Consider the following 17,976-nt stretch of genomic DNA (forward strand, 5'->3'; position numbering starts at 1 on the left):
ATGGGCTGAATGCACCGACTCAGACTTAGCTTCAGCTTGCCCCTTGGAAATCTTGATAGCGCCGCACAATCACAAGGCGATCGCCCACGACCGGATTCCGCGCCACGAAATTTCCTGCTAAATCTTCCACAACCATCTTTTTAAAATCGAGCAACTGGGCTAGGTCTAAAACCTCCATACCGAGGCGATCCTGAAGTCCTTCTCGCAAGAGATACCAAGCATCACCCACCGTAATCCGCAGGGTATTGGTGTCAAAATCCGCCTGGATCGTGCGCACAATGTTGTCCCCATAGGGTTGGGTAACTTCATCTAACTGGGCCTGAATTGCTGCAATTAAACGTTGTTCCGGGGTCAGGGGTTTGGGGGGGTCTACGCTGGCGGCAGGGGCTGGCTCTGAAATTTTGGGCGCTTGGGTTGGCGTTTCCGGTTGGGGGGTCTCTGGGGCTACTTCCTCGGTGGGTTCAGTGGGGGGTGTTTGGGCAATATCTTCGCTGAGTTGGGGCGTTTGGGTCGTGAATTTCCAGAGAAAAATAAAGGCGATCGCCGCTGTGGCGGCACCCAGCCAAAGTTTCTGTTGTTGCCACCAGGGCTTACGTCGGGGACGTTGGGGAACTGGTTCAACACGCCGGGGCTTAACTTTTGGGACGGGGGTAGTCGGTACTTCAACCCCAGGAGTATTCACAGGCACTTCCACCACAGGATTAATCGCCGCTTCCGGTTGCTGCTGTAGTTGCCGAATCAAATTTTCTGTGTCGGTGCTCAGGGTATCGAGGGCTGCCGTTGGAATTTGGCTAGTCCCTGTTTCCAGGTCGGCGACCACCTGTTGCAGTTGGGCTAGGGTTTGTTTGAGACGGCTTAGGGAAGCTTGGGGATCAGCTTGGCTCATGGGTTACGCCAAAAAATTACAAAACATCACACAGCAGCAGAAAATCTGCGTCCCCATTTTAGGCGATCGCCTTCCCCCGTTGATTGTTTTGCCAAAAGCTGGTTCTTGCTCGTTTAACTGGTGAAGATTTCTTCAGATCCCCAAGAATCTTTCCTGGGGGGTTGCCATTTTTCTTTAGGGGGTTTATGCTAGTAAAAGCGCCGCGGGATAGAGCAGTCTGGTAGCTCGTCGGGCTCATAACCCGAAGGTCGGTGGTTCAAATCCGCCTCCCGCCACCAAATCGAATCAAAAAGCAATGCCTCACCTCCGGGTGGGGTTTTGTTGTTTTAGGTAGTATTGAGCATTCTAATTTTAAAGATTGTCTCTTGTTAGCGAACCATTGCCGTCAAACCGAGAACTCCACAATACAATGCCAAAGTAAGAGAGGCAGCGGGACAACCAGAGAACTTCTTTGATCGCGACATCGCCCAGGGAATTTTTTGGCTGAGTCCGCTGCGTATTTTGATATTGCGGTACAGCGGAGATTTTTTATGCGTGCAGTTTTAATGGCAGGTGGTGCTGGGACAAGGTTGCGTCCCCTGACTTGTGATTTACCGAAGCCGATGGTGCCAGTGCTCAATCGCCCCATTGCCGAGCATATTATTAATCTACTCAAACGCCACCGCATTACCGAAGTGATTGCCACGCTCCACTATGTGCCGGACATCATGCGGGACTATTTTCAAGATGGCCATGAGTTTGGTGTCAAAATGCATTATGCCGTGGAAGAAGAGCAACCTTTAGGGACAGCGGGCTGCGTCAAAAATGTCGAAGAACTGCTCACCGAAACCTTTGTGGTGATTAGTGGGGATAGCATTACGGATTTTGATCTCGCGGCGGCGATCGCCTTCCACCGTGAAAAAGGTTCCAAGGCGACCCTGGTTCTTACCCGTGTTCCCAATCCCGTTGAGTTTGGCGTTGTGATTACCGAAGAAAACGGACAAATTAGTCGCTTCCTCGAAAAACCCTCCACCAGTGAAATTTTTTCCGATACCGTCAACACAGGCACTTACATCCTCGAACCAGAGGTGCTGAAATATCTCCCGGAAAACGAAGAATGCGACTTCTCGAAGGATCTCTTTCCCCTGCTCCTCGACCGGGGAGAACCGATGTATGGCTACATTGCCGATGGCTACTGGTGTGATGTGGGACACCTTGATGCCTACCGTAAAGCCCAGTACGATGCCCTCGCCCGGAAAGTCCATGTGGAATATTCCTATGAAGAGCGATCACCAGGGATTTGGATTGGCCACAATACCTTTATTGACGACAGTGCGACGATTTCCCCCCCAGCGATGATTGGTGATAACTGCCGCATTGGGGCTAGAGTTCACATTGAACCCGGTACGGTCATTGGCGATAACGTGACCGTCGGTGCCGATTCTGACCTCAAACGTCCTATTCTCTGGAACGGCGTCGTTTTGGGTGATGAAGTGCAGTTGCGGGCCTGTACGGTGGTGCGGGGAAGCCGGGTCGATCGCCGCGCCCATATTTTAGAAGGGGCCGTGGTGGGGGCATTATCCACCGTGGAAGAAGAAGCCCACATTGGTACTGGCGTGCGGATCTGGCCCAATAAGCGGATTGAGGCGGGGGCGATTGTGAATATCAACCTCATCTGGGGCAGCACGGCCCAGCGGAATCTGTTTGGTCAGCGGGGGGTTTCTGGCCTCGCCAATATTGATATCACCCCCGAATTTGCCGTCAAGCTGGGGGCGGCCTACGGTTCGACTTTAAAAATTGGCTCGATGGTGCTAGTGTCGCGGGATCAGCGCAGTGTCTCGCGGATGGTAAGTCGTTCCTTGATTGCGGGGTTAATGTCGGCGGGCATTGGCGTGCAAAATCTCCAGGCTACAGCGATTCCCATCGCCCGGACCATGGCGAATATTCTAGATGTGGAAGGGGGAATTCATGTGCGGCTCCACCCGGAACGGTCGGATCATCTGCTAATTGAATTTCTCGACAGCCAAGGGATCAATATTTCTAAGGCAAAGGAAAAGAAAATCGAGGGGGTTTATTTTAAAGAAGATTTAAGACGGGTGGCGATCGCCGAAATTGGCGAAATGTCCTGTCCGGCGCAAATTATTGAGCAATATAGTCAGCGCTTTGAAGATCACCTCAATATTGGTGCCTTGATGAATAGCGGCTCGAAGGTGGTCATTGACTATGCTTATGCTGTGTCTGGTGCTGTTTTACCGACTATTTTGAATAAATTTAGCTGTGATGCCGTTGTCCTCAACGCTAGTCTCAAGCAAAATTCCCCCGTGGGCCAAGAGAAAGAATCCCTACTGTTGCAGTTGGGCCATGTGGTAGAAGCCCTACGCGCCAGCATGGGGGTACAGGTTGCCGCCAACGGGGAACAACTCACCCTCGTCGATGAATCGGGACTATCTATCTATGGGGAACGCCTCACGGCCTTGCTGACGAGCATTCTCTTCACGGCCAGTCCACGCAGTTCCGTCGTGGTGCCCATCTATGCGTCGAGTGCTGTAGAACAAATTGCCCGCCGCCATGATGGTCATGTGATCCGCACCAAGGCCAACCCCACGGCCCTCATGGAAGCCTGCCGGAATAATCCCCATGTGGTGTTAGGGGGAAGTGGAGACATGGGTTTTATTTTCCCGGAGCTGCACCCTGGCTTTGATGCGATGTTCACAATTGCCAAATTAATTGAGATGTTGACCATCCAAGAGCGATCGCTGGGTCAAATTCGGGCAGAATTACCGATCATTTTCCACAAGTCTTACACGATGCGCTGTCCCTGGCGAGTGAAGGGAGCTTTAATGCGGCACTTAGTCGAAATCCATGAGAGCGATCGCCTGGTGTTGATCGATGGCGTCAAAATTATTGATCCGGTTTCGGATAACTGGGTGCTGGTGCTGCCCGACGCGGGGGAACCATTAGTACATATTTACGTCAACAGTGAAAGCCGGGAATGGGTCGAAGAATCCTTGCGGGATTATCGCCACAAGGTGCAGAGCTTCATCGAACGGGAACAAAACGGCGATATGCCGGAATTTTAGGGCGCGGTTTTACGACCATGGTCGGGACAAGGGGGCGCGGAGATTGTCCGGTCTAACCATCCTTGGGCCTGTTCGAGATGTTGCAGGGCGGCGGCGGGATTGTCATTCAACAAAAAAACCAGAGCCGCAGATAAATGTTGTTGGGCTTGGACTTTACGGTTGCCTTTTAATCTGTGCCAATCATTGGGGGCGATCGCCAACTTTGCAGCGAGGGCTTGGGCCAGTTCTAGCGCATCAATGGCTGTTAAATCAGACGTTAAACTATGCATCACAACACTAATTTCTAGGATATTCAACAAAAAAAGAAGGCCTTTGGGCCTCCCTCTAGTCTACCGAGTGCGGCCCTAGACCGTCATAATGTCTTTTTCTTTGATCTTGAGTAAGTCATCGATTTTTGTCGTAAACTCGTCCGTCACCTTCTGGATATCGTCCTGTAAGCTACGGGATTCATCCTCGGAAATGTCGCTATTTTTCTCCTGTTTGCGCACATCATCAATGGCATCACGGCGAATATTGCGGAGGGCCACTTTTCCTTCTTCAGCTAATTTTCCAGCCGTTTTGACCAATTCTTGACGGCGCTCCTTCGTTAACGGCGGAATATTTAAGCGGATATTTGTCCCATCATTGTTGGGGGTCAGACCCAAATCGGACATGGAAATGGCCCGCTCCACATCACTCAAACTACCCCGATCAAAGGGTTGGATCATAATGGTGCTGGAGTCGGGTGTCGAAATACTCGCCAACGATTTTAGGGGAGTTTCTGCACCGTAATATTCCACTGTAATCCGGTCGAGGAGGGAGGCGCTAGCTCTCCCTGTCCGGAGGGTGTTAAAAGACCGCTGGGTTGCCTCAATGGTCTTTTGCATATTTTCTCTAAGTTCACTTAACTGCACAGGAACCTCCCACGATTGTTCCAACTGGTTCACCTTTAACGGCACGGACGATGTTGCCTTTCTCAAATAGATTAAACACCATAATCGGGATGTCGTTTTCTTTGCAAAGGGCGATCGCCGTCCCATCCATTACCCTTAAATCATTGGCGAGAACGTGGGCATAGGTCAAGCTTTCATAGCGTTTTGCTGCGGGATTTTTCGCTGGATCGCTGTCGTAAACCCCATCAACTTTGGTGGCTTTGAAGATCACTTCGGCGTCAATTTCAGCGGCCCTCAGGGCAGCGGTGGTATCGGTGGTAAAGAAGGGATTCCCGGAGCCTGCGCCAAAAATCACCACCCGGCCTTTTTCTAAATGCCGGATAGCCCGTCGCCGGATATAGGGTTCTGCGACCTCTTGCATGGCGATCGCCGTTTGGACTCGGGTCGGAATATCGATTTGTTCGAGGGCATCCTGGAGGGTCATCGCATTCATCACCGTCGCGATCATGCCAATATAATCCGCCGTGGCCCGATCCATCCCTTTAGCCGAAGCCTGTACCCCACGGAAAATATTGCCACCGCCAACCACGATCACAATTTGCACACCGCTGGAGACAACTTCTGCAATTTCTTTGGCGATGTCTGATACGATTTGCGGGTCAATCCCGTAACCGAGATCCCCCATCAGAGCCTCACCACTCAGCTTTAAAAGAACACGTTGGTACGCCATCGGTTGTCCCGTTCCTATCTAACTCGCGTTTTGCCTCCATTAAAATAGCAGCTTTTCGGAAATTGCGGCCCGACCCAAGAAAACTTTGCGCCCTGAAAAAGTATTTTATTTTTTATTACCATTTAGATTATTAAAGTGAATCTAAATCAAAAATTATCACTGGAGCAACGGCAATGGGCGCAGTCACCGCCGCAGATCAATGGCATTGGCAAGAATGGGAAGGGCGGCCCTATTTAACCTGTGCACTGCTAGAGCCTTGGCACCATGGATTTTTCACCCAAGCTTTTGCGCCGGAACTGCCAGAAAATCTTGTGAGAATTTTCCATCCGGAAATCTCGGCCTACCGTGTCAAACAGGTCCATGGGAATACCGTCCTCACGCCCCACGAAATTAATTGGGAAGGGGAGCATTTTTCGCCAGCGGATGGGATTGTTTCAACGGCTTCCCAACAGGCGGTTTTTGTTGCCACAGCAGATTGTACCCCGGCCCTCATTGGCGATCGCCGCACCGGACAAGTGGCAGCCATCCATGCGGGCTGGCGAGGTACAGCAAAACGGATTATCCCCGAAGCGATTCAAAAGTTTCTCGATGCGGGTTCTGAAATAAAAGATTTACTAGTTGCCCTTGGCCCGGCCATCAGTGGCGAAGTTTACCAAGTCTCCACCGATGTTGCCGTCGAGATGGGAGTCAGTTTAGGCTTGCAGGATCTTGCAGATGATCTCGATGGGATGCTCCTCGCCCTGGAAAATCTCCTGGATTCACCGATTCTGCCCGATGATGAACATGAAAAAGTGCGCCTTGATGTCCGTCGCGTCAATCAATTACAGCTTGAGCAGTTGGGTCTAGAGCTTGAGCAAATGGCGATCGCCCCCCACTGCACCTACCAACAGCCTGAACATTTCTTTTCCTATCGCCGCAGTAACCAAAAAAACGTGCAATGGTCAGGGATTGTTTCCCGCTAACCCCAGGCGAAAGTTTCGATAAAAAAAGAGAGGCCTTTGCAGTACCTCCCTTCATCATTAAAATTTGCAATTAAGTGTGCAGTTTATAGAAAAAGCTTGTGGAACCCAGAGGAAAATACTTGGTTTCCGCAACTATTCTGCTTACTCTGTTGCACTCATGTATTCATCATCAGTATCGAGATCTTCGCTCTCGTCCACTTGATCTTCAACGGTCAGACCAGCCGCTTCAGCCCGGAGCTTTTCGCGGTACTTCTCTGCCATCTCCTCGGCCTTTTCAAACACAAGGTCACGGTTCTTGAGCATATCGCCCGGTTCGGGTTCAAGCTGCTTCGTCGACAAGGAGATCCGACCCCGTTCCGCATCAAGATCAATGATCATCACCTTCAGTTCGTCGTTCACCTGGAAGACGCTGTGGGGGGTATCAATGTGGTCGTGGGAGATTTCAGAAATGTGGAGCAGGCCGCTGACACCACCGATATCAATAAACGCACCATAGGGCTTGATCCCACGGACAGAACCCACAACGACTTCGCCGACTTCCAGGCCATTCATCTTCCGCTCAACCAGTGCCCGACGGTGACTGAGGACGAGGCGATTGCGGTCTTCATCGACTTCGAGGAATTTGAGGGGCAGTTCCTGGCCGACGAGATCTTCTTTCGCTTGGCGAGTGCTGATGTGAGAACCGGGAATAAAGCCGCGCAACCCTTCAATACGAACCAAAGCACCACCACGGTTGGTGGCAAACACCAAAGAGCGAACCGTCGCATCTTCTGCTTGGAGTTGACGGACACGTTCCCACGCTCTCATGTATTCAATGCGGCGGATGGAGAGGGTAAGCTGACCATCTTCGTTCTCATCGGTGAGAATGAAAAACTCACGGGTTTCGTCAGATTGAAGAACCTCATCGGGAGTATCCACACGGTTAATGGACATCTCCTGGATGGGAATATATGCTGCGGTTTTCGCGCCGATGTCGATCAATGCACCTCTTGGCTCCATACTAAATACGGTGCCGGGAACGATATCTCCAGGGCTGAAATGATAATCGTATTTGTCTAAGAGAGCGGCAAAATCGTCATGGGTAAAACCAATATCTACTGTAGCTGTGTTCTGACTGACCATGTGTGTTTCTATTCCTAGTGTTTAATCTCCTGAACTTTTGTTGCTGACCTCCAACCTCGATACGCGACCGACCTTTGGGATTTAAGGCACAACCCAAAATGGCTTTTTCATAACATATGTTTGGTGGGAGAAATAGTCTAGGGATGGGAAAGCATCGCCTCGACTAGCTTTGGGTAAATTACGGGAGCCTTGGATGTCTTCAAATTTGAATGCTTGATGACATCTTGATAAGTAATTTACAGCAGCAAGAAAAACCGTACTACGATCAAGGCAGTATGGCAGGGTACATATCTTAAAATGTAAAAGTTAAATATATTAAGATACAGGATATCAATAGTATCTCAAAAAATGGCGCAGATCCATAAGTTCCCAGGCTTATTTTTTCGACTGTTACTACAGGGGAACGGGATCAACAAAATAAATCTCGTTTAATCTAGTTTGCAGAGGGCGTTAGGACTGAGGGAGAAGTCAGATCTTCTGATTCTTCGTCTTCATTGAGGGTTTGAATCCAGAGGTTGGCTTGCTCGGCGTTGTCCTGGAGATGACTGAGGGTTTCGATAAAGTCATCGACTCCTTGGAACTGACGGTACACGGAAGCAAAACGCACGTAGGCGACTTCACTTTCTTGGCGGAGCCGATGCAACACCAAATCCCCAATTTGGGCCGTGGTAATGCTGCGCTTGGGTTTCTGTTGGAGTTGGGCTTCGATTTCTTCGGCGATCGCCTCTAGGGTGGAGGGTAAAACAGTTGTTTTTTCGCAGGCCCGCACCATACCCCGCAAAATTTTAGAGCGATCAAAGGCTTCACTTTGACCATTGCGCTTGATCACAGAGATGGGCACAAATTCGATCCGCTCGTAGGTGGTGAAACGGTGTTTGCAACTGAGGCATTCCCGACGACGGCGGATACTCCGTCCAGCGCCGGTGGATCTTGACTCTAAAACGCGACTATCAGTATGTTGACAATAGGGGCATTGCATAACGATTGGAACAGAAAAAAGTTGGCCGATCTGAGCAAAATATGGCAGCCGCTGATCGGTGCATCCTAATGATTGGGGGAAAATGGAGAAAGCCTGAACCAAGAAAAAATCTGCCCTAAAAGACAAACTTTTCGCTTTAGTTCAGGGATGATCTTCAAAGGTTGGTATGAGAAAATCAAAGTTTATTTTTCGATACGGGGGGGTTCGCGGAAGGCGATCGCGAAAAAGAGAACCGATAACGCCATCGCTAGCACAATAATGTAAGCAACACTATCCATGTTTTTAAAAAATCCTTGGGTTTTGAACTTTTGCTTCACTTTAACATTTTTTTGTTCGGATCCTCAGTTGGGGTTTTGTTGATAATTGAGATTTTAAGTTTTTTAACGTTTTCTGCCCCATTTGGGAAAAATGTGAGGTCTTGGGGGCTTGGGGAAAAGATTTTTGCAGACTATTCGAGGCACAGCTAGGGGATGACGGAACAAATTTTAGAATTAAAAGTTGAAGGAGCAGGGGAACGCCTGGATCAATGGTTGGCCCAGCAGCTCCCAGAGTTGTCACGGTCTCGTTTGCAGCGATTGATTGAGCAGGGTCAAGTACAGCTCAATGAAGCCCCTTGCCAATCGAAAAAGACAAAATTAAAAGTGGGCGATCGCCTAATACTCAAGATTCCCGCCCCAGCAACTATGGCCCTCGCACCGGAGGCAATGGATCTGGATATTTTGTTTGAAGATGAGCATTTTTTAATCGTTAATAAACCCGCTGGGATGGTGGTACATCCGGCACCGGGAAACTATACCGGCACCCTTGTTCATGGGTTGTTGGCCCACTGCGGCGAGAATTTAGCAGGTATTGGTGGGGTACAGCGGCCTGGCATTGTGCACCGCTTGGATAAGGACACGACCGGGGCGATCGCCATTGCGAAAACAGACCAGGCCCACCAACATCTACAGGCGCAGATCAAGGCCAAAACTGCGAGACGGGAATACATGGGGATTGTCTACGGTTGCCCCCGGAATGATGCTGGGACAATTGAGGCGCCGATTGCGCGGCATAAAGGCGATCGCAAAAAAATGGCCGTCGATGAAACGGGGCGTCCGGCAGTGACCCACTGGGAGATCATGGAACGCCTGGGCAATTATTCTTTGCTCTATTACAAGCTCGAAACGGGCCGCACCCACCAAATCCGCGTTCACAGTGCCCACATGGGCAATCCGATCATCGGGGACCCCCTCTATACCAGCAATAAATTCGATAAGGTCAAACTCACGGGCCAAGCACTCCACGCCCGCAAGCTCATGGTCGAACATCCAGTGACCGGAGAAACGATCGAGGCGATCGCCCCTTTACCTACAGAATTTGAAAAGTTACTGCGATTTTTGCGCCAGCGGGCCTAGGGCAGTGCCCCCCGCCACTGGATTACCTGTTGAGTCTGATGTTCACCGAAACGCCTCTCCGCCGTAATTTCTAAATCCACCACCATTCCGCTCTGGAAATACTCTTGAGCCAAGGGCAGATCGCCTAAGCGTAGTTGATATTCTGAACCAATTTGCTGCACTGCTTCTGGGGAGAGGCGTCCGCTATAACGGGTTTCGTAGGTGTAGCCCTCTCGAAATTGGGGTGTGGGATTACGGGTGCGGTAGGTGACCATAAATTGCGTGTCTAACCAATCGCTCCGAGGCCCTAGATCGAGGATGCTAAAAGTTAGATCGCGGTCAGTTCCCCGCAAACCCTGGCGGATCAATTGGGTAGCTTCATCTGCCTGCATTGCCCGGTTAACTTGGATTTGGAAACCGTTACCCTGGGGTTGAACGGTGTAATCTAACCAAGCTTCCCCCGATTGTTGTACTGCTAACTGCCGACTGTCTCCCAGGCTGAGGCTAAATTGTGCTTGGTTAAAAGCAGTTTGGGGTTGATCAGCGGCCCAAGCCAGTTGAATCGGCGCAGTGAAAAGTTCGACATATTCGCGATAGGTATCGGGGACTTGGGAACCGCTGGCTAATTTGCTGCGTAATCCTGTAGGCGATCGCCAAATATTTTTGCTGAGGGTCGTCCCCGATCGTTCCAATGCGGCGAGAGAAATGGTGGTGTTGGGATTGTCGGTGGGGATAGCGGTTAAATTTTGAATGAGGGTCACAGTCCCAGGAGTTCCATTTCTGCCAGGGTTACCATCGGGAGCGTTACGACCATTGTGACCGGGGGTGCAGTAATAGCGTTGTTGAGTACATCGCTCTTCTTTTCTGGGTTTTTCTTCGGGATTATTGCTGGCCACTTCCTCCAGATGGCAAGTTTCGACGACCCAAGAGGAATAGGGACAACCACAGCCTTGACCCCCATAACCGCCTCGCCCCTCTAGTCCACCTTCACCACCACGATTGTCGATAAAAATGAGGCTGAGATCCTGGGGCTGTTGGTAGAAAATTGTCACATCCGCGCCATCGCCCCCATTACCACCGTTGCCACCTCGACCACCATCGCCCCCATCAGCGCCCCGAATATTGTGTTCTGGTCGTCGCCAATAGCTAGAACAGCGGGCTGCTTCGCCATATTCGCCGTCGGTGCCTGGTTCGCCGTCGCCACCTTTGAGGTCAAACGTGCGGGCGGTGCCATCAATAATGATTGTTTGCGCTTGGGCATTGCTGCCGGAGCGACCATCGCGACCAGGGCGACCATCGCGCCCCGTCTGTCCCCACGAGAAGGAGTTGTTGTAATAGGGATAATGCTGGGAAACCCCAGGGGCGATCGCCCCGAGCATAATTACCCCGACCACAACGCTGCCAATTCCCACCCAATGGTGCCACTTCATTGCGTTTGACCCCTGATTTATCCGCCCGGATATTACTCCGTGACGGGCTAGAAACCTCTCTAGTTTCTAGTGTACCCAGCAGTCCACCAGGCAAAAGGCGATCGCCTAATTTTGGACGGATTTTTCTGCGCAACACTCCACATTCAACTGTTTATACAGAAATTTTCCATGTAAAAGTAATAGAGAGGACGCTATACGGAAATCATCCGCATAATACATAGTTAAAGTAATCATGTACACCTTCACAGACGAGAGTGCCCAATTTGGGCAGGAGCTTTCTCATCAATTTGCGATTGAGTCAGCTGGTGCTCGCTATTCGGAGGTTCAGCAGTTTCGGGCCCTGATGTCAGCGTTTGGAAAAATTTCTCCCCGGTTTTTGGTAGAGGAATATCATGGGCAGAAACACCAGGTCTATTTCAATGGCAGTGGGTCTTGGGGACGGAGCCCTGCTCGGTGTGAATTATGCGATGTGGTTATTCTTGCATACTCGTACACATCAGGATTTCGCGCTCGGGTCACATTTCTTCAGGCTAAGCGCTCTACAGAATTTCATGCGGGAGTATGCAGGAGCTTCCCCAGTGAGGCTGACGAACTGTCGTTTAAAGCCAATCTAGAACAATGGGATTTGCTCTCTAGGAGGCCGGAAGTGCTTCCTGTTCCTCCTCTCATCGCCCAACCTCACATTCTTCAGGCAGCGATTCTTCCATCCGTTGGTTCATTCGGAGTGTTTCATCGAGGCAGCTGCAAGGATGTTGGTTTCTTTTATGCGTCAGCGGATCAGCTTCAGCCCGTGGCGCAAGGAAAAACTAAGTTTGGCCGTCTAAAGCTACCGGCCGCTTCACCATTAACACGGACAGTTGGTGGTTACAAAGAAAGGCTCTACTGCTGTTGCCTTCCATTGTTCGGTGCCGCTCTATACGAGTTGGAAATTGGCACTCCCATTGAACCTGCTTCTGATCACATCGCTAGAGGTCCAGGAAAATCCTCGTTGTGGGCTTGGGTTCGGGGGTTGCTACGATTTTATGTAGAACACAGCATACAGAGGTCCGATACATTACAGGAAATATTGAATGGGCTGGTCGACGATGAGCAAGAAGAAACCGAATTCTTTGAATCAGCGCCCTCGCTATTGGTGGTGAAATCGAATGTGGACGCTGGTGAAAATGGCTTCTGACAAATTGTCGCCTCAAACACCGCTGAACTCTGACGTTAAAATTTCATGTGGAGATCTACTTTTCTGAAAAGATCACATTATTTGACAAGAAAAATTAGGGCGTTGTCGCTGTCCACCAGGCGATAGGTGATCGTATCATCCTGCGTTGGTAAGTTTTGGCGATCGCCTAATTTTGGACAGATTTTTTTTGCATAACACCCCATATTTAGCGGAGGAAAAAGTTTCTATACAAAAGTAACAGAGGGGACATCATACAGAAATCATTCGCATAATACATAGTCTATGTGTGTGTCACCTAGAGGTCATAGAAAAAAGAAAGATGACTGATTACTTTGGTTCTTGTCTGTGTGGAACCGCGAAATTTCAAGTACAAGGGGAGTTCGACAGCTTTTACCTGTGTCATTGTCAGCATTGCCAAAAAGATACAGGGTCGGCTCACTCGGCAAATTTATTTTCGCGGTCTGCTAAATTGATTTGGCTGGCTGGTGTGGATGCAGTGACTACATTTACGCTTCCAGGTACTCGCCACAACAAAAGCTTTTGTAAATTCTGTGGTTCAGCTTTGCCAAGCACTCAGATCGCTGATTTTCTTGTTATTCCCGCAGGGTGTTTGGACACAGAAGTTTCTATGTCGCCAACTGCCCACATCTTTACATCGAGCAAAGCTGCTTGGGACAGAGCGTTAGGGGAACTGCCAAAATTCAAAGGGTTGCCAAGTTGAGCGACCATCACATCACAAGTCAAAGCACGCTAACTTCACCATCCTGAAATACAGTATTTGACGAAAAAAATTAGGGCGTTGTCGCTGTCCACCAGGCGCTTATTGGAATTTTTGTTGCAAAACGCAACTTTATGGTGCACAATGCAATCATCTAGTTAGGAAAATAGTATGTCTGTTGCTGTTCGTATCTCTAACTCTTTGGCGACAAAGGCTAAAATTCGTTCAAAAGCCATGCATCGTTCAGTTGCTGGTCAAATCGAGTATTGGGCGAAAATGGGGGAAATTCTCGAAGATAACCCTGATTTGTCTTTCGCTTTTGTACAAGAAATCCTCATCGGTAAAGAAGAGGCTGAGAACTCTGAATTAACACCTTATGAGTTCCAATAAGAGGCCGTTTATAAAGTAAATCTTTAGGAAACTAGCCGACGTAGCATAAGACGACTCATGGAAGCGTAAATCCCTGCCTCCGATACCTCTGGTAATTGCTCATAGTCCTTACTAAGGCGACGATACCAATTCAACCAACCGAATGTACGCTCAACAATCCAACGTTTTGGTAACACCACAAATGCCTTACTGTTTCTGCTAATCACTTCCACCTTGGCTTGAACCATTAACCACAGACTTAAGGCAAAACGCCCTCCCCGATATCCGGCATCGACCCACATCAACCGAAATCGTCTCAATAGTTCCTGCTGCTGTTCCCTGAGTTCCATCACTGCCGCCAGGGTAAGGCTACGCTCTGAGCCATTCCCTTCAGAGACCAGGACTTTGTAGAGTAGCCCTAAACTGTCGACTAGCAGGTTTCTCCGTCTTCCTTTGACCTGCTTACCACCATCGAAGCCATAGACTTCGCCCTTTTTTCTGTCGTTTTAACCGATTGGCTATCAGCAATCAAGACGCTAGGTTCTGCGCTTTTCCCCACTGATTGGCGACAGCGGGTACGCAGAGCATGGTTGATTTCTTCCCAGACTCCTTGCCTCTGCCATTTGCGATAGTAGTAGTAGACTGTGGAAGAGGGAGGAAAGTCCTTGGGCAGATAGGCCCATTGACAACCCGTTTTGAGGAGATAGAAAATTCCATTGCAGACCTGTCGCATATCAGTGGTACGTGGATGACCGCCGGACTTTGGAGCAGGAATTAAGGGTTCTAGTAAAGCCCATTCTGCATCGCTTAAGTCACTGGGATAGGAAGCTTGAGACATTGGTGCTAGTTTCCTGTGTCGTTATGCTTATGTTTGACCTTAACGACTTCACGGGCAACAATCCTATTCTCTTTATCTTTACTTTATAAATACCCTCTAAAAAGAAAATCGAAGTATATCAAACTCCCTCCTTTACCAAGAGAAAAAAGAAGCTTCGTAAAAATGAAATTGCAGACCTAGATAATGCTGTTAAAGCGATTATTGAAAATCCAGAAATTGGTGTTCAAAAAAAAGGCGATTTAGCTGATGTGTGGGTCTACAAATTTAAAATGGCAAAACAGGAAAATCTGCTTGCTTATAAGTGGGATGCGGAAAAAAGAATTCTTATTGCACTTGGCGTCCACGAAAATTTTTATCGTGATCTGAAAAAATCAAACTTCTAACAACGAGTTCGAGCGCACAATCCCAAAGCTCCCTCTGCTCAACGTCGATGTTGAAAATTTGATTGGGCGATCGCCACATGAGAAAAAATTAAGGCGTTGTCGCTGTCCACCAGGCGATCGCATAATCCTGGGTTGCTTGATTGGCTTGCTCGGCATAGACAACCCGCACTTTATACTTTCCCGTTTGTGATACGGGGCAAAAAATATGTTCAACGCTATCAACGGAGCTGGTAGAGCGACATACCGCCTCGCCTAAATCATCAGCATCCGCTGGCAAGAGATAGAGATTGAGATCATTCAGGCCGCGATCCGTAAAACTTTCTCCCACATCATATAGACCATTATTGTTCTGGTCATTCAAGTCCACCCAACGATCCCAAGTGAGGGTCAGGGCCACAAAAGAATCCCGTTGTAGGGGCATGGCGAAATGATAGTCCTGAAACTCTTGGGCGCTAATTTTGTCGTAATTCCATCCCCGACTTGGCACAGGCGCTGTCGTTGACCGTTGTCCGGCGGCCAATTGTTGGTAAGCGCGCTGGGCGTTGAGTTGACCGGTACCCATTTCGATATCCAGGGGAATGTCAGGATTTTTGTAAGCGTCCCCTTCGAGCCAGGTGCGATTTTGTTTACTGAGAATCGTGCGGGTCATCTCCAGAGATTTCCCGTCCCCAGTATCAGCAATTTTATCGGCACTGTTGAGCAATACCGCTTTCATCACTTCATGGCGACGGGCAGCGAGGCTCCATTGGTCGGCCTGGGTTTTCAGTTGGCGATCGCCAAATTCCTGTAACAAGGCAACGGTGCCAGTGATGTGGGGGGCCGCGAAACTCGTACCGCTCACCCGGTCGATTTTATTAAAGGTGGTGATCAGATTGAGCTGGCTACCAGGGGCACTGAGGCTAATGGCCCGGCGAGAACCCGTATTAATTTCCTGACGAATCAAACGACTGCCACTGCCCACAGGTAGGGAACTGAGATTAGCAAAATCAATCTTATTAAACACCTCCCCTTGGAACTGCGTGGTGTAGGCGGTAGTAATGCCGTTGTAATGATCCGTCGGAATCGGGATGCCACCAGTGCCTTGGTTTCCGGCTACCACATGGAGGACATCATAAACCCGCGCTGTCCAGTCTAAACATTGGGTCAAAAGGGCATTGCCATCTAAGGCTGGATTCGGCCGGGGATCGCGACTGAGGGATTCTCCAAAACTGAAATTGATCGCCCGCACGTCGCCACCATTTTGTCGGGCAATGTGTTGGGTCGCGAGACATTCCTCCGGTTGGGCCGAATCGTCAGTGGAACCGATCGCCGAGGAAAACAGACGGGCTTCCGGGGCGACTCCCAGTTGGCGTTTATCTTGTCCGACCATAATTCCCGCCACCATACCTGCGTGGTCATCGACATGATCATCGGGGGTCGCCTTTTCGTTGAGGAAAAACAGTTGGGAAAGTCCCAGTTGGGGTTGCCAGACGGCCCGTTTATCGAGGCCAAATTTACCAGGACGGCCAATTTCTACTTGGCCAATGGCGATTTTGCGACCTAGTAGATCATAGGGTTCACTGTGGAGGGTGGTGGCTTGGATCCCGTTGTCGCCGATAGAGGTATTAAAGTCCTGGGCGATCGCCCCTTTTATGCCCCCGAAAACCGTCAAACTAAGGGTAAATATCCCCAAAATCGACCGTTTTTGCCTAAATCTTCCCATGATCTTCCGCTATTAACCCAAAACTGAATAGTGAAGTACCCGACGCTGACCTGACGGTACAGTGCGGGCTTCCTACCCAACAGACAGCGCCACAGTAGATTTCTTTCGTCCTCTACTATCACGTCTTACATCTGGGCGATAGGCGTTATCCCTGCTTCCCAAGGAAATAATTCGCAGTCCTTCATCGCGAATGTTCTTAGCCCCATTGACATCTCTGTCGTGTTTAGCGCCACAGTTAGAACATTGCCAATGTCTTACATCAAGCGGAAGGCTGCTTACTTGATATAGACAGTCATTACAGGTTTTAGAACTAGGAAAGAAGCGATCTACTTCTATGTAAACCTTCCCTTCCCACTCAGCCTTGTAATTAAGCATGGTACAAAAACTACCCCATCCTACTTGGCTGATCGCCTTGGATAGAGAGCGGTTCTTTACCATGCCACGTATATTAAGACTTTCTACGCAGATGACTTGGTTTTCGTCGACTATCCTGCGCGATAGCTTGTGGTGAAAGTCTTCCCTGCACCTTGAGATTTTGCTATGTATCTTGGCTATCTGTTTACGAGCTTTATTCCGATTATTGCTATCCTTAACCCGTCTTGACAAACGCCGTTGCTTACACTTGAGGTTTCTTTCGTGCCTTACCAGCCAGCGCGGGTTGTCAAACTTGGAGCCATCACTGGTAATCGCAAAATGTGTTAGTCCGAGATCAATGCCGACTGCTTTCCCCTTGACCGATTGTTCGGGGTTATCTTTTCCATCGTCAGTCAAGATAGAAGCATAGTATTGACCGTAGCAGTTCATTGATACCGTGACAGTTTTGATCTTTCCCTCAATTGGTCTGTGTAGCTTAGCTGCTACTTCCCCTAGCATTGGGAGCTTAATTGCGCTTCCTAGCATCTTAACATTTTGAGGAAAATGTATCGACTGTTGATGATGCTTTGACTTGAATCTTGGGTACTGAGCTCTTCCTTCAAAGAAGTTATTGAAAGCGACACCAAGATTAAGACAAACCTGCTGTAGACACTGAGAATAAGTCAGCTTAAGCCACTCATACTCTTTCTTTAGTTGCGGTATCTGCTTCTTAACGGCATAGCCCGATAAGCCTTTACCCGTCTCTTTATAGGTCTCGTTCATCAAGCTAAGACAATAGTTCCACAGCCAACGGCAATTACCAAACGCCTGTGATAGCCTCTGTTTTTGCTGCTCGTCTGGATAAAGTCTTACCTTAATAGCCCGTAACATTAGAGTAAAAAGCTTTTGTTATAAATTATTGTAGTCTATTAATTTAGTCTTATACGTGCTCCCTATCGGTCGCTGCTTCTCATCCCGACTCCGAATTAGGGATTACGGAGCGATGCTTCCCCGCGATTAGCTAA

Annotated in this window: 18 protein-coding genes and 1 tRNA gene; 8 read left to right on the top strand and 11 right to left on the bottom strand. The window is 49.3% G+C overall.

The window, feature by feature from the left end; translation table 11 throughout:
• Positions 1-31: 31 nt before the first annotated feature.
• The gene (locus tag AWQ22_RS04845) at positions 32-886 is read right to left on the bottom strand and encodes a hypothetical protein (protein WP_065710369.1); all 855 of its coding nucleotides are present in this window, start codon (positions 884-886) and stop codon (positions 32-34) included.
• Between the two features lie 201 nt (positions 887-1,087).
• On the opposite strand from AWQ22_RS04845, the gene AWQ22_RS04850 reads away from it, so the two are divergent.
• Both AWQ22_RS04850 and AWQ22_RS04855 read left to right on the top strand, forming a co-directional pair.
• Positions 1,088-1,164, top strand: a tRNA-Met gene (locus AWQ22_RS04850).
• A gap of 252 nt (positions 1,165-1,416) precedes the next feature.
• Entirely contained in the window at positions 1,417-3,945 is a 2,529-nt protein-coding gene (locus tag AWQ22_RS04855; protein WP_065710370.1) for a mannose-1-phosphate guanyltransferase, read from the top strand.
• Here the strand turns inward: AWQ22_RS04855 and AWQ22_RS04860 are convergent.
• The 3 genes from AWQ22_RS04860 to pyrH form a co-directional block, all read right to left on the bottom strand.
• Positions 3,942-4,214 (bottom strand): DUF6439 family protein, encoded by a 273-nt coding sequence (locus tag AWQ22_RS04860; RefSeq protein ID WP_065710371.1) that lies wholly within the window; start codon positions 4,212-4,214, stop codon positions 3,942-3,944. The genes AWQ22_RS04855 and AWQ22_RS04860 overlap by 4 nt on opposite strands.
• Before the next feature lie 75 nt (positions 4,215-4,289).
• Entirely contained in the window at positions 4,290-4,838 is a 549-nt protein-coding gene (frr, locus tag AWQ22_RS04865; protein ID WP_012306579.1) for a ribosome recycling factor, read from the bottom strand.
• Positions 4,825-5,547, bottom strand: a complete 723-nt coding sequence (gene pyrH, locus AWQ22_RS04870) for a UMP kinase (protein ID WP_012306580.1) — start codon at positions 5,545-5,547, stop codon at positions 4,825-4,827. The genes frr and pyrH overlap by 14 nt, the downstream gene beginning before the upstream one ends.
• A 173-nt stretch (positions 5,548-5,720) precedes the next feature.
• Here pyrH and pgeF point away from each other — a divergent pair, with 173 nt between their 5' ends.
• On the top strand, positions 5,721-6,509 hold the full coding sequence (gene pgeF, locus AWQ22_RS04875; RefSeq protein ID WP_065710372.1) for a peptidoglycan editing factor PgeF: 789 nt from the start codon (positions 5,721-5,723) through the stop codon (positions 6,507-6,509).
• Positions 6,510-6,650: 141 nt separating this feature from the next.
• On the opposite strand, the gene AWQ22_RS04880 is transcribed toward pgeF, so the two are convergent.
• From AWQ22_RS04880 to AWQ22_RS04890, 3 genes are all read right to left on the bottom strand, one after another.
• A complete protein-coding gene (locus AWQ22_RS04880) occupies positions 6,651-7,631 on the bottom strand; it encodes a 30S ribosomal protein S1 (RefSeq protein ID WP_012306582.1) in 981 nt (326 codons plus the stop codon).
• 433 nt (positions 7,632-8,064) lie between these two features.
• Positions 8,065-8,610 carry a transcriptional regulator NrdR gene (nrdR, locus tag AWQ22_RS04885; protein WP_012306583.1) on the bottom strand — a complete coding sequence of 182 codons (546 nt, stop codon included), beginning with the start codon at positions 8,608-8,610 and terminating at the stop codon, positions 8,065-8,067.
• Positions 8,611-8,792: 182 nt separating this feature from the next.
• Complete coding sequence (locus AWQ22_RS04890; protein ID WP_012306584.1) at positions 8,793-8,888, bottom strand: photosystem II reaction center protein T; 96 nt, start codon at positions 8,886-8,888, stop codon at positions 8,793-8,795.
• A gap of 192 nt (positions 8,889-9,080) precedes the next feature.
• On the opposite strand from AWQ22_RS04890, the gene AWQ22_RS04895 reads away from it, so the two are divergent.
• Positions 9,081-10,004, top strand: a complete 924-nt coding sequence (locus AWQ22_RS04895; RefSeq protein WP_065710373.1) for an RluA family pseudouridine synthase — start codon at positions 9,081-9,083, stop codon at positions 10,002-10,004.
• On the opposite strand, the gene AWQ22_RS04900 is transcribed toward AWQ22_RS04895, so the two are convergent.
• Positions 10,001-11,413, bottom strand: coding sequence for a hypothetical protein (locus AWQ22_RS04900; protein ID WP_065710374.1), 1,413 nt, complete (start codon positions 11,411-11,413; stop codon positions 10,001-10,003). The two genes, AWQ22_RS04895 and AWQ22_RS04900, sit on opposite strands and share 4 nt — an antisense overlap.
• A 232-nt stretch (positions 11,414-11,645) precedes the next feature.
• Here AWQ22_RS04900 and AWQ22_RS04905 point away from each other — a divergent pair, with 232 nt between their 5' ends.
• The 3 genes from AWQ22_RS04905 (at position 11,646) to AWQ22_RS04910 (ending at position 13,695) form a co-directional block, all read left to right on the top strand.
• Positions 11,646-12,587 (top strand): hypothetical protein, encoded by a 942-nt coding sequence (locus tag AWQ22_RS04905; RefSeq protein WP_065710375.1) that lies wholly within the window; start codon positions 11,646-11,648, stop codon positions 12,585-12,587.
• Between the two features lie 319 nt (positions 12,588-12,906).
• Positions 12,907-13,308, top strand: coding sequence for a GFA family protein (locus tag AWQ22_RS16330; RefSeq protein WP_071925400.1), 402 nt, complete (start codon positions 12,907-12,909; stop codon positions 13,306-13,308).
• A 168-nt stretch (positions 13,309-13,476) separates the two neighbouring features.
• Entirely contained in the window at positions 13,477-13,695 is a 219-nt protein-coding gene (locus tag AWQ22_RS04910; protein ID WP_062433137.1) for a TA system antitoxin ParD family protein, read from the top strand.
• 23 nt (positions 13,696-13,718) lie between these two features.
• Here the strand turns inward: AWQ22_RS04910 and AWQ22_RS16535 are convergent.
• Positions 13,719-14,512, bottom strand: a protein-coding gene (locus AWQ22_RS16535) for an IS5 family transposase (protein ID WP_157094579.1) whose coding sequence is annotated in 2 segments (ribosomal slippage) — positions 13,719-14,179 and positions 14,179-14,512 — 795 coding nt in all. Because the reading frame shifts where the segments join, the coding sequence is not laid out codon by codon here.
• 107 nt (positions 14,513-14,619) lie between these two features.
• Between AWQ22_RS16535 and AWQ22_RS17420 the strand changes: the two genes are divergently transcribed.
• Positions 14,620-14,895, top strand: coding sequence for a type II toxin-antitoxin system RelE/ParE family toxin (locus AWQ22_RS17420; RefSeq protein WP_339374700.1), 276 nt, complete (start codon positions 14,620-14,622; stop codon positions 14,893-14,895).
• Positions 14,896-14,983: 88 nt separating this feature from the next.
• Here AWQ22_RS17420 and AWQ22_RS04930 read toward each other — a convergent pair whose 3' ends face one another.
• Complete coding sequence (locus AWQ22_RS04930) at positions 14,984-16,597, bottom strand: S8 family serine peptidase (RefSeq protein ID WP_065710379.1); 1,614 nt, start codon at positions 16,595-16,597, stop codon at positions 14,984-14,986.
• 72 nt (positions 16,598-16,669) lie between these two features.
• Positions 16,670-17,842 (bottom strand): RNA-guided endonuclease TnpB family protein, encoded by a 1,173-nt coding sequence (locus AWQ22_RS04935; protein ID WP_065710380.1) that lies wholly within the window; start codon positions 17,840-17,842, stop codon positions 16,670-16,672.
• Positions 17,843-17,976 lie beyond the last annotated feature (134 nt).

This window comes from Picosynechococcus sp. PCC 7117 (assembly GCF_001693275.1).
GTDB lineage: Bacteria > Cyanobacteriota > Cyanobacteriia > Cyanobacteriales > MRBY01 > MRBY01.